This window comes from Vibrio sp. 10N.286.48.B8 (assembly GCF_003050085.1).
GTDB lineage: Bacteria > Pseudomonadota > Gammaproteobacteria > Enterobacterales > Vibrionaceae > Vibrio > Vibrio crassostreae.
This window is the reverse complement of sequence record NZ_PIGD01000032.1, coordinates 1-12,752: the sequence shown is the minus strand read 5'-3', so window position 1 is coordinate 12,752 and position 12,752 is coordinate 1. Positions and strand designations below refer to the sequence as shown.

10 protein-coding genes are annotated in these 12,752 nt (G+C 41.5%); 3 read left to right on the top strand and 7 right to left on the bottom strand.

Annotated features, from left to right (window positions below):
* The first annotated feature begins 148 nt into the window (after positions 1-148).
* The gene (locus CWO08_RS22665) at positions 149-1,825 is read left to right on the top strand and encodes a mechanosensitive ion channel family protein (RefSeq protein ID WP_258185427.1); all 1,677 of its coding nucleotides are present in this window, start codon (positions 149-151) and stop codon (positions 1,823-1,825) included.
* Between the two features lie 32 nt (positions 1,826-1,857).
* Here the strand turns inward: CWO08_RS22665 and CWO08_RS22660 are convergent, their stop codons facing one another.
* The 4 genes from CWO08_RS22660 to CWO08_RS22645 all read right to left on the bottom strand — a co-directional run bounded on the left by CWO08_RS22660 (position 1,858) and on the right by CWO08_RS22645 (position 6,677).
* Positions 1,858-2,787 (bottom strand): LysR family transcriptional regulator, encoded by a 930-nt coding sequence (locus CWO08_RS22660; protein ID WP_108021156.1) that lies wholly within the window; start codon positions 2,785-2,787, stop codon positions 1,858-1,860.
* Between the two features lie 127 nt (positions 2,788-2,914).
* Entirely contained in the window at positions 2,915-4,321 is a 1,407-nt protein-coding gene (locus CWO08_RS22655) for a magnesium transporter (RefSeq protein ID WP_108021155.1), read from the bottom strand.
* 85 nt (positions 4,322-4,406) lie between these two features.
* Positions 4,407-5,498 (bottom strand): calcium:proton antiporter, encoded by a 1,092-nt coding sequence (locus tag CWO08_RS22650; protein WP_107899189.1) that lies wholly within the window; start codon positions 5,496-5,498, stop codon positions 4,407-4,409.
* 222 nt (positions 5,499-5,720) lie between these two features.
* Complete coding sequence (locus CWO08_RS22645; protein ID WP_107899190.1) at positions 5,721-6,677, bottom strand: DUF2860 family protein; 957 nt, start codon at positions 6,675-6,677, stop codon at positions 5,721-5,723.
* 215 nt (positions 6,678-6,892) lie between these two features.
* Between CWO08_RS22645 and CWO08_RS22640 the strand changes: the two genes are divergently transcribed.
* Entirely contained in the window at positions 6,893-7,249 is a 357-nt protein-coding gene (locus CWO08_RS22640; RefSeq protein ID WP_108021154.1) for a hypothetical protein, read from the top strand.
* Between the two features lie 433 nt (positions 7,250-7,682).
* Positions 7,683-9,299: an endonuclease gene (locus tag CWO08_RS22635; RefSeq protein ID WP_108021153.1), complete on the top strand. Its 1,617-nt coding sequence runs from the start codon at positions 7,683-7,685 to the stop codon at positions 9,297-9,299.
* 402 nt (positions 9,300-9,701) lie between these two features.
* Here CWO08_RS22635 and CWO08_RS22630 read toward each other — a convergent pair whose 3' ends face one another.
* The 3 genes from CWO08_RS22630 to CWO08_RS22620 all read right to left on the bottom strand — a co-directional run bounded on the left by CWO08_RS22630 (position 9,702) and on the right by CWO08_RS22620 (position 12,608).
* On the bottom strand, positions 9,702-11,201 hold the full coding sequence (locus CWO08_RS22630; protein WP_371958139.1) for a hypothetical protein: 1,500 nt from the start codon (positions 11,199-11,201) through the stop codon (positions 9,702-9,704).
* A 16-nt stretch (positions 11,202-11,217) separates the two neighbouring features.
* Positions 11,218-11,817 (bottom strand): chromosome partitioning protein ParA, encoded by a 600-nt coding sequence (locus tag CWO08_RS22625; protein ID WP_108021152.1) that lies wholly within the window; start codon positions 11,815-11,817, stop codon positions 11,218-11,220.
* A gap of 191 nt (positions 11,818-12,008) precedes the next feature.
* Positions 12,009-12,608 (bottom strand): chromosome partitioning protein ParA, encoded by a 600-nt coding sequence (locus tag CWO08_RS22620; RefSeq protein ID WP_102479246.1) that lies wholly within the window; start codon positions 12,606-12,608, stop codon positions 12,009-12,011.
* Positions 12,609-12,752 lie beyond the last annotated feature (144 nt).

Genomic DNA, 12,752 nt, shown 5'->3' with positions numbered 1-12,752 from the left:
CTATCGAGAGGTAGTGAAAACTGTGTTTAGTAATGTGCCCCGTTTAGTACTTATTATGTGTTTGGCATGGGTTAATTCTCATGTATTGGCTAATGACTCTCTCGAACTTGCTGATACTTCTAGCCCAAGCCAGACATTGGCGAGCTTTATGACCGCATCTGATGTGCTAATAGATCACTGGAGAAGTGAACAGTTACACCTATCGGCAGCTCAACACGCATATTTACAAGTGATGCGTACCATGGATCTCTCTTTACTGCCTAACCGTAGTCGAACAGTGGTTGTAATGGAAAGGATTCTCTTACTGAGAGAAATCATCGATCGTTTAGACAGCGAAATACACACTAGAACTCCAGACGCGCTGCAAGTGAGTAAAGATGACCTGATCCATTGGCGTCTTGCCAATACTGACATCGTATTATCCAAACAAATGTCGGGAGATAATGTTGAGCAGTTTCTATTTAGTTCCGGAACGGTTCAGAGTTTACCTCGTTGGTACAGAACCGTAGCTGCTGTTGATTATCAAGTCGAAAACCGCACTGATTATTATCAAGAATTTGTGCTTACTCCTGGTCCTTTGTTTTCCAAAGACTTGATTCAATCATTACCTCCTCCTTTCAAGAAACTGTATGGTCCATTACCTTTATGGCAATGGTTAGTGTTAACCGGGGTGCTCACCTTGTGTTCAGCTCTTGTTAAGTTAAGTTTTTTATTAGGTGTTCGATGGAACTCCCGTTGGGAAAATTATGGGCGAAAGTGGCGTATAGGACGTCTTATTTCATTAGTTTGTACGGTGATACTTTTGCTATTAGCTAGGAGGGTGATAGATGAAGGGGTCTGGATAACAGGTACAACTTATCAGTTCTTTTCGACGCTGTTTTTATTGACACAGTTTTTCTATGTTTCTTGGTTGATCATGGCCATATTTAACTACTTTGCTGATATTTATGTATTCAATAAATATCAAGGTAAGCATGTAGACTCATCATTGATTACTGTGTTAGCACGTATTTTTGGTGGCTTAACCATTGTTATTCTGGGTATTTATGTTATCGAATTTATGGGTTTTTCAATAACCCCTATTTTGACTGGCTTAGGGGTTGGTGGTTTGGCTGTCGCGTTAGCAATTAGGCCAGTACTAGAAAACGTGATAAATGGCCTCACTCTGTACGCAGATGGTGGCGTTAAAATTGGAGAGTTCTGTCGTTATGGCAATAACAACTTAGGAACGATTGAAAGTATCGGTTTACGTTCCACACGTATTCGTACACTTGAACGTTCGTTAATCACTATACCAAATTCAGAGTTTGCTAATATGGAAATTGATAATCTTGAGCGACGGGACAAACGTAGAATGGATCATCTATTAAGGTTGCGTCCAGAGGCAACGTTGGAACAGTTACGTGTGCTCCTTGTCCATATACGTAGGTTACTGTTGCAACACCCTATGATCGATGAAGATCCTGTGCGAGTCAGATTGATGGGGATTGGCGAGTATTCAATCAACATTAATATGATGGCTTATATCAAGTGTTGTGACCATGAAGAGTTTATGGCTGTGCAAGAGGATATTCTGTTTGCTGCATTAGCCTATGTCGAACAAGTAGGTGCAACTATTGCACATTCCACTCAGTACCAACTGGTGGATAAACGCAATGAAGGTGCTTTGGAGCAGAAGGAAAAAGCCGCTCAAGTGGTTGCAGGGTGGCATGAAGATCAAGCCTTCCCATTCCCTGATTTTGCTTACGAATACAAATACGAAATTCGAGACACTATCATGTATCCAGCTAAAACTTCGGCAGTACACCGAAGCTCTAGCGGTTAATCAAACCAGTAGCTCGTACTTTGTGCGAGTTACTATACTTCCGGTTGAATGACTTTATCAAAATAGTGCTGTAGTGTTTGGTGAATGAGTTGATTCAATGGGAAGCCTCGCTTGGATTGCAAGTAGCCGCCATTGATCTGTAGTTGGCGCATTTCTTTCGGAAGTAATGGCAGCGGATAACAACTTAACTCCGTTTCATTTTCTGTCATAAAACTACTGCCGAATGAGAAGGCGTCAGAATTCTTTAACTTGTTTAGCAGTACTCTTACACTGTGTGTAGATAATACAATCCTCGCTTTATAGCCTTTAGCTAAATACAAATCTTCGATTGGCGCTCTTTTTGAATTCACACCATCCACCAGGATTCGCGTGATGGGTAAGTGGTGTATATCTTCCCATTCACTAGATTGGCTGAGCACTGGGTGGTTCTTACGCGCGATGAGACTGAGCTTTATTTCTTTTAGTTTGTGTTGATATATTTCTTGCGGAAGCGGAAATACTGAAAAATGCAGCATGTAATCAATTTGGCTATTGAGCATTTCGGCAAGTGTTTGTTCTTGCCAATAGATCATTTTGAAGTTCGCATTTGGTAAAACTTTTCTCAGAGCTGAAAATATTCCCTCTCCATATTGGTCAAGCAAAAAAATATTCATTGCTATAGTGATGTCGCCAGTAAAACTTTCTGGTTCAAAATTCTTATAAGACTCAATGACTTTAGCCAATGGAATAAACATTTCCTCAGCGGCCTCAGCTAATTTTTCTGCTAACTCTGAAGGTTCTACACCGTGTGCTTTTCTAATGAAAAGCTGATCGCCAAACGTATCTCTAAGCTTTGCCATACCGCGGCTGACACTGGTTTGAGAGATACCGAGCTTATCTGCGGCAAGGTGGGTATTGCGCGTTTCAACAACCGCTTGTAAAAGCTTCAGTAGGTTTAGATCTAAATCGCGTAGTTCTCTCATAAACCGTCCTTGGTTAATTTAGAAGTGGTGGTAAAACTTAGCCATTGCTAGGTTAGGCTTATATGTAGATTAAGTGAAATGTAATAATATTCAACTAGATATTGCCTCGTTTAGAGGCAATAGCACATTAGAGTAAAAAGGATTGAGCGAGGTACAGCACACTAAAAAAAGCGGCGGCATCCGTAAATGTAGTTAGGAGAGGGCTAGATAGCATCGCAGGGTCGAGATTCAGACGTTTAAGAATCAGCGGTAGCGTTCCTCCTGTGATCACTGCTAGCGTTGAAGAAAAAAGGTACGCGACACTAACTAATATAGGTAATGCGAGATGTTCTTCGCCGTAAGTCAAAAATGAGAGTAGAGCGAGAACTGAGCCAATCACCGCGCCATTTATAATGCCGATAGGTAGCTCTTTTACGATCACGAACAACACATCTTTTGGTGACAAGTTCCCGACAGAGAGCTCTCGAATCGAAACGGCAACTGCTTGATTTCCAGCTGCACCGGATAAGTTCGCAACTAAAGGTAGTATTGCTGCTAACAGCGCAAATTGTTCAATTACGGGCTCGAATTGAGCAATGATTGATACCGCTGCGTAGCTTAATAGAACAGAAGGTAGCAAAAATGCTAGCCGGCGTAGATTACGTTTCGCGGTCGGCATGGTGCGAAACTCATCCCCGCCAAATACACCAGCTTGTTCAAGAAGCTGCTGTTTTGATTGACGAAACAGCGCCTCATTCAATTGTCTAAATCCCACAACACCAATTTGGAACCCTGAGTTATCGATTACAGGAAGGACTGGGTGTGTTGTCGTATCTAGTGCACTTTTTAGTGAATTCAAATCCCACTCAGCCGGTACCGCCAGTAGTGAGGAGTTGAGGTGCTCTTTTAGTTTCCCACCGAAAGGTAACCCAAATAAGTCTTTGAGCCTGATTGCTCCCAGATAATTACCATCTCGATCCTGCAGGTATACGTAACGCCACTCTTGATAGTTATAGCTAGAGTCATCATCGGAAATAAGGTGGCTGAGCTCGGCAACCGTTGTGTCTGAATCAACCTTCAACATTTCATTGTTGCAAATACCTCCTACGGTGTCTGATTCATAATTAAGCGCTGCTTTTTCTTCTTTTTGCCAAGCGTTGGGTAAGGACGTATTTAGCTGTGTTGACCGCTCCAATGGAAGCTGAGTGAGTAACATACGGCGGTCCGGCGATTGGAGTAAAGGGAAAACTTCTTGGAGGTTCTGGATTGGCAGTTTTTCTGCTAAGTAACGTAATTGAGAGCTACTTAAGTGATCAATTAAGTTAGCCGCTAGTTCAGGATCTATTTGAGAGAGTAGCGACCAAGCGTGAACTCTTTGATCATCATCTAGTCTCCTTAATGCATTGGAGATCGCTGGTGTATATGCGTGGAGCAAGGTTTCGCGTAAGAGCTTGTCTTCCTCCGTTTCAAGGCTAGTGAGTATTGATTCGTAAAGGTGTTCGGACTCTGTTGAGTGTGACGCTTTTGAATGTAAACGTGTCGTTAATAAAGTCATGGGGCCTCAGCATTATTCTTGGTAGTGATGATTAGGATCGTTCAAAAGACTCTGGTTAGATGACCAGAGTCTTCAAGTCATAGGCTTAATCGAACATTAAGATGATATAGGCCAAGAATAAGACTAAGTGTGTGGCGCCGTTGAGCGGGTTGGTTCGGCCACTACTGAAACTGACACTCGTCATCAGCAAGGTCGTAATTAACAAGACCATTTCGGCAGGTGCTAGACCGAGGTGAATCGGTTCATTCATGACACTTGATATCATCAGTACCGCAGGCACAGTCAATGCAATTGTTGCCAAGACAGAACCAAAGAAGAGGTTCATCGCGCGCTGAAGTTGATTGGTAAGAGCTGCTTTGACTGCGCCAACCGCTTCAGGAGCCAGAATGATCAACGCGACAATTAAACCGCCTAATGCGACGGGGGCACCCATGGTAGAAATACCATCATTAATCGGCAGTGCGAGGCTTTTTGCCAGTAGAATTACCACAATCAAGTAACCAATTAGCATCAAGCTGTGGAATAAATTACTTTGCAATGGCTCATGATGGTCGTGGTGATCTTCGTGAACCGAGTTAATAAAGTAGTCAGTATGGCTACGAGTTTGAATGAACAAAAAGACCGCATATAAAGCAACAGAAGCGAAGACTAAAATCCACATTAAGCTTGATGACATATTTCCTAAAGCGTCTACGCTCGCAAAGTTGGGTAGCACTAAGCACAGCATCGCGAGTGGAATAATGGCGACTAAGTAAGCTTTGATTCCATGAAGGTTATAAGTTTGAGTGTGATACTTTAGGCCGCCAATCAGTAAAGTGATACCGACAAACCCATTGAGTACAGCCATGATCACAGCAAACATGGTATCGCGTGCGAGCACAGGGTTTGAATCACCAGTAAGCATGATTGATGAGACCATAATGACTTCAAGCAATACCACAGAAAGCGTCAATATGAGTGTCCCATATGGGTCACCAAGCTTTATAGCGAGTGCGTCAGAGTGACGGACAACAGCAAAAATAGCAGTCATGACGACATAGAAAAGTAAGGCGGTGAGCAGTATATAGGACATGGATGATAAACCGCTCATGAGTAGGTTATCGCCAACTAGTTTGAAAAATAGTATAGCGATAGCACCTGTGAGAAGTACATGTTCTTGTTTAAGTAGTTTGAGCATGATGACCCTTTTTAGTGGTCCTAATTGCTCGTCATAATCCTTTAACGAGAAAGCGAGGATAAATTTAAGTAACTGATTCCAATCCAGTCTTTTATGTGCGTAGCAGCAAAGCTAAGCAGTATTCAAAGCACCGATGAGAGGTGTTCATCTGTGAAACGAAAGCGAGAAAGAGTCACAGGTAGGTGGTGGCATTCTTTCTCTGATTCATCGGAGGGGAACAAATTAGAAACGGTAATTCAAACCAACAGACATCAAAAATTCGGTGCTTTGGTAGAAATCGATATTCGATGTGTTTAGGGTTGCGCCACCAAATGATGTCACGCTCCAGTTCTCCCAGTTAGGGATATCGTTGTATTCATAAGCCACGAATACTCGGTGGAAATAGTCAGCGCGCTCTTGATTAAATAGCGGGTTAACTGATTCAAAATCGCGATAACCATGGCTACTCGTGACAGCAAAATGATGATCATTTAAATTGGCAAAATAGGTGGCTTCAATTTTGTATTGATTATATGAAGCCGCAGAACCTTCAGCGTTATGATCGGTATAACTGAATGCAGTAATTAGTCCTGAGCGATGGTTTAGCATCGACAGGTATTGCCCTTTTAAAAAATAGGTATCATGATCTCTCGCTAACTCTTGATAAGCGACTCCTTCATTATCAAGTTCTGAGGTCGCATAGCCTAAATCGAAAGAAACTCCGGTATTGGCAATATTCGATAGCTTTAGACGATAGGCATCGCCTTCAACGTCGGTTGTTATTCTTTGTGTACCTTCTAGGTAGGGGTTGTCCCAAACTTCGCCGGAAACAATTGTCGGAAGGTAAGCTATGTCTATTTGCGTTCCATCTGGTAAGTCACGTTGGTATCCAACCTCAAAGGCGAGAGTACCGACGGCAAGATCGTCACGAGACGTACCTGCATAAACTCGGTGGGTGTCTTGAGTATCTAGCGCCAAGTTTAAGTTTCCAAGAGGCGCTGCAAAGATCTCGTTTGTGTGAGACACATTATTATTTAGGCCCTTTAACATTCTGTCGCCGTTGGGATTTAGATTTGAGTTAGAGGTGGCAAACCCCGTATTCACTGAGAACTCACCACTAACTCGACTTGAGTCGAAAGCTTGTGCTGCAAGGGGTAGTGTCGATAGTAGCGAAATAAAAGGTAGGCTTATCTTTTTCATAACATAGCTCTCCGCATGATTAATTAAATGTGTGATTCGTTGGTTGAATTATTTGATGGAGTGGATAGTAAGTTTGTGTATGCGAGGAGGCGACGGTTTAGAGAAATTCATATATGAATTGAAACGATATGCAAAATTGAATTTCTTTAATTCCTCCTTGATTTAGTCCAGATATGGATAATGGACAGTACGTAAACAGTTATGAGAGAAGGAATATGGATCAACATTTGATTCTAAATAACCGGCGTTATCGAATCTGCGATTTGGGCGAAGGGGAGTGTACGTTAATGATCACTGCGGTGAGCTATTTAGACTCATTAACGGAGTTCTATTTGCCACGCTGCAATAAGCGATTGATTGTGTTGGATATGTCGGAGTCATGGCCTTTGAATACAGATGTTGTTAATCAAATTGAAGCGGTGCAACTTATTGATGACATTTGTTTACTACTGGATATTTATTGGCTAGAAGACGTAGAAATTGTATTAGAATCGCCGATACAAGATATGGTTCCATCTATTATTAAGTCTTTGGAAGGGCGCATAACTAGGGGAATATACCAAGCCAAGTAAGTTAGTGTCGGGCGTTATGTTTGAACTGTGTTGAAGAGGCTAGATTGCTGACTGGTCATGATAAATATATTGTACTAATCATTAAGTAGCGAGCCAGCAACTCATCGTTAATGCGCTGCTGGCTATTATAGTTAGCCTTTAGATAACGACTTCTCAAATGATCTTTGAATTATTGAGCATTGAGCATTGAGCATTGAGCATTGGGCATTCAAAGTTTCACCCGTTGCGCCTTTTCCCTGAAATCCGAGATAAACCTTTTTTCAATAATCTAGCGTGTAAAAGCATTTACCAGATCGATGTTGCATTGCTTTACATCACATATATTAATAAAGCTTATGGTGCTTACATTTATAAATGTGATGTATGTCTCTATTCATCTTTTGATTACTTTCTAAGCTTAGTTGGTTTTTTATCTGATTAAACAGAAGGTTATATGATAAATAGAATAATAAATCTAAGTGGCATTGCATTACTTTGTTCAGCGAGTGCGCATGCGCAAATGCAAAATGGAAGTTTCGAAAGTTGGGAAGGAAATGTACCATCTGGATGGAGTGTGATTGACTCCGGCATTGCAGTTTCACCCTCTAGCGTTCCTGTAAATAACGGCAGTTTCTCTGCGCAAGTAACAGTGAATACAGGCACTCAAAGTAATACCGATTTTCTGCAAACGATACGTGTTGAACAAGGGAAAACTTATGATTTCTCTGTCGATGTTTACCACACGGAAGGTAACGTGAAAGCTCGCCTTTTTGTTGATGGCTATTTAGGCTACTCGAATAATGGTTTAACGAATCAGTGGCAAGCATTGACTCACTCGTACAGCGCTACTAGCACTAAAGATATCGTTGTGGGCATACGATTTTATGATGATGCAGGTTTTGATGGTTCGGAAGTGGTGTATTTAGATAACTTTCAGCCGACGGAGACTCCACCAACACAAAGCTGCAATGATACAAGTGCCGCACTCACGCTAGTGACGGATAACTATGGTTCTGAAACCAGTTGGTCTCTCAAAAACTCAGTTTCTCAAACTCTTTATTCTGGTTCAGACTATAAAAATAACACCATCAATGAAGTGGAAATGTGTTTAGCGGATGGTAGCTACATCCTAGAAGTCTCAGACTCTTATGGAGATGGAATGTGCTGCAGTGGGGGAAATGGTTCATACAGTTTGTCGGTAAACGGAACCGTTGTGGCATCTGGTGGTGATTTCCAAGCAAGTCAGAGTACAGAATTTACGATTGGTGGTTCAACTACACCACCAACGGAACCACCAGTGTTAGGTGAGTATTACAAAGACGCTGAAGGCAAAGTGGGCTTTGCGTTAAAAACGGCCTTATATCAAATTATTGATAATCATAGTAGTCAGGGTTACACCGCTATTTGGACGTTGGTGTCTGAGGCTGACCTAGACGCATACTATGACACTGATGGGTCGATTCTCGATATGTATTCGGAGAAACCTTCAGGCTCAGATTCAATCCAGTTTACTAAGGTGGCCGATCAATGTGGTCAATACAGAAAAGAAGGTGATTGCTACAACCGTGAGCACTCATTCCCGAAAAGCTGGTTTGGTGGGAAAGTCGAGCCAATGAACTCTGACGGTCACCATTTATTTGCCACTGATGGCTACGTTAACTCGAAACGTAGTAATTGGCCATTTGGTGAGGTGAGTAGCGCGACATACACATCAAGCAATGGTTCTAAGTTAGGCAGTGCAGCGAACTCTCTTGGTTATGTGGGTACGGTGTTTGAGCCAATTGATGAGTTTAAAGGTGATTTCGCAAGAGCATATTTCTACATGGCAACACGCTATGAAAATGAAATCGCTAATTGGGAAGGGAACTCTACAAGCTCTGATGCCGTTCTGGATGGAACCAATACAACCGTTTTTGAACCTTGGTTACTTACTATGCTAAAGCGTTGGCATTCTGAAGATCCAGTAAGCCAAAAAGAAATCGACCGAAATAAGGCGGTACATGATTTTCAAGGGAATCGTAATCCGTTTATTGACCATCCAGAGTTTGTAAGCCAAATCTGGGGGAATTAATCGGAATATAACCACCATGACAATGACTTCATGATTATTGAATTGAGCCCAATCCTTTGTTTGGGCTTTTTTATTGAGAGGCATTAGAGAGCATGATTTTAAATATTTGAAAAAGCATATTGTCTGAAGACCCGTATACTTGTCAGTGATCTACACCATCAAACTGGACGCTATGTTAAGCGACTTTCCATACCTTTAGTTATCTCTGAATTGTTAATTTAGGGGAAGCTGTAGCTCATTTATGCCCCATTATCATTTAGAGTTGATACTCATCAGCATCTTGCTAATACTGTTTTTACTTATTAATAGTTATCTGAATCATGACTACATATTATTAGTCATTTAGCGATTAGTTGATGAGATTTTTCACTAATGCATTGATTATATTGACAAGGCTAGCAATCAATGGCCTTGACAGAGATTAGTAGGATGAAAACTTTGAAAAGGTACTGCATAACGTGCCGACACATCATAGCGTCCAGACAAATGCTGAGTGACTAAATACTGACGTTGCTCCTCATTATAAAAGTGTTGTGTTGCTTCTAGTTCAATCGCATCTCCATCCCCAGCACAAATGAAATAGTCGTCGTCCATATCTCGAAATGCTATTGGGGTTTCATCTACCAATCCATATCTATCGGTCATCTTTCTTGACCTCCAAATATCTTTAAATGTACCTCGCTCAAAGCGTTTTAAATTTCGCCATTGTACGAACATATAAGTGTCTTGCGAGGGAATCGATGGAATGTCATTCATTGCCTCGTTCGGGCTTTTACAAGTATCAAACAAAACCACAGCATTGTTCTCAACTCTAAATGGCAATCTATCCTCATCTTGTATATAAGAATCCACCGTCTTCTTAGGCCAAGACTCATTTTTCGGGCTGAGATAAAAAGAAGGACTCTTTAGGTAAGACCCAAAATCGTCAGTTTTATTAGCGTCAACAATTTCATAAACAGGATTATCATGAAGTGCGTCATAACTAACACTATAATCGAACTCAATTTTAAACAAAAAATCTTCCATCTCAGGTTTAGTAAGAGAGGTAAAAGCTTTATCGACCGACGCTTTGATTTTCTCAATGGATTTGGGGTGAGTGAGGTAAATAGGAATGAGTCCGTGTCCCGCAAAGTCTAATTTACTCGGTGCTATCGTGGTGTTGGGAGGCGGAACGCTGCCTATCCCTGTAAAGTTCAGCCCATTAATCACAAGATCTGAGGTCGATAAAATATAATCACTGTCCGGGCTAAGGGTTGGGGAAGCGGGAGCGATGTGAACAACGTGAATGTTATCGGCACTGTAACCGTATTGGGATGTAACATGCTTGTATGATTCGTTTACCCATAAGTTCCCTTGTGAATGAGCGATGTAAATGAGCTTTTTTCCTTTCCACGTAAGAGAGTCATTTAAAAGATGATGCTGCATTCTAGTCTGGCTAGTTTCGGGGGCATCAACAAGTGAGGCTAATTCTTTTAAAAATGTCGTGATAGTTGCATTGATGGTTTGGTTTGTGAAGTCGAGAACAAACCCAGCAAACCAAGCAAAAGTGGCGCTGATTTTTTGGATGATAGCGCTGTTTTGCCTACCGCTCACAATGTCCCAAAAGGCCTCCCAACGGTCGAATTGTTTCTGCTCTAACTCGTAAGTTCTTTGGTCAAAGGTTTCAGCAAAATCAGCCAGTACGTTAAGGCCACTTCCTTCAATATAAGAATCGTTGTAGAAAAGCTGGTATTCGACAGACTCACCGTTGTATTGGTTGATATCTATAGTGGATTTTATTTCTTTTATCCCTTCTTTGGCTTGTTTTTCAGTTGTTGCAACACCGTTAAAAAAACCGATGGTGTAACCTTCAATTTTGCATGAGTTGGCGATTGCATTAAATGGCAGCAGAGCAGCAATCATGAGTGATATTGTTGGCTTATTCACAATATTGTGCCTCCGCAGCAAGGAGCGTACTTACGGAACCATTTAATAGGTGATTGTAAGCCAAGTAAGTCATAGTGCGGGCTTTGGTATTGTAAGTGAGCGCATCAACGGTTCTTCCTGTATTGGTTATATCTCTTACAGGAATACCAACAAACTCTTTACAAGCGAGTACTTTGTCGTATTTGTATGAAATGTCGAGTGCTTTTCTGATGTTCGCATCGGTCTTTGCATTCCAGTCGTGATAAAGACTTTCTTGTGCCTGCCGAGCCTCTTGTTTTAAGGCTTTTCGGACTGGCTCGGTCACTTCTAACGCATCGATAAACGCCTCAATGTCATCGCGGATACCATCATTGTTTGCATCCGTACCAGTAAGAGAGTCGCTGCGGTCAAGCATGGGTTCAAAACGCTCATATAGAAGCCTAAGTTGAGCATCAATTGTCTCTTGTGCCTTTAATTCCGCGACTAGCTCAGGTGTTTTCTCTATGTGTGATATGACACTCGGTTGTTCCACTACAGCAGCGTTTGGCTCATTCGATTCTTTGCACCCTACAATTAACATCACTGCTAATGTGCAGACTAACCCATTTTTCATTTTTGTTTCCCTAGTATTTCAAATAGATACCAGAGAATACGGATAAATTAACTCACTGAATAATAAAGAGTTTGCATAGGGGCATAACAAACAAAAATAGAAAGTTAGATGTTCTTACCCTCCGCCTTTTCTGTGTTTCAAAAAAGGGGGAAAATATCAATTAAGGGGGAGATTTGAACGGGGTGACTAGCTTATTCACAGTAGTTAGCCTCAGCTTTCAGAGAGGAACTTACTGAGCCATCTAACAAGTGATTATAAGCCAAGTAGACAATGGAACGAGCTTTAGTATTGTAAGTGAGCGCATCGATAGTTCTCCCAGTATTGGTTCTATCTCTTACTGGTATACCAATAAACTTCTTACAAGCAATGACCTTCCCATATTTATTAGCGATTGCTAGTGCCTTCTTTATATTGGTTTCAGTCTTTGCACTCCAGTCGTGATAGAGACTTTCTTGTGCTTGCCGAGCCTCTTGTTTTAAGGCTTTTCGGACAGGCTCGGGCACTTCTAACGCATCAATAAACGCCTCAATGTCATCGCGGATACCATCTTTGTTTGCATCAGTACCAGTAAGAGAGTCACTGCGGTCAAGCATGGGTTCAAAACGCTCATAAAGCAGCCTAAGTTGAGCATCAATTGTCTCTTGTGCCTTTAATTCCGCGACTAGCTCAGGTGTTTTCTCTATGTGTGATATGACACTCGGTTGTTCCACTACAGCAGCGTTTGGCTCATTCGATTCTTTGCACCCTACAATTAACATCACTGCTAATGTGCAGACTAACCCATTTTTCATTTTTGTTTCCCTAGTATTTCAAATAGATACCAGAGAATACGGATAAATTAACTCACTGAATAATAAAGAGTTTGCATAGGGGCATAACAAACAAAAATAGAAAGTTAGATGTTCTTACCCTCCGCCTTTTCTGTGTTTCAAAAA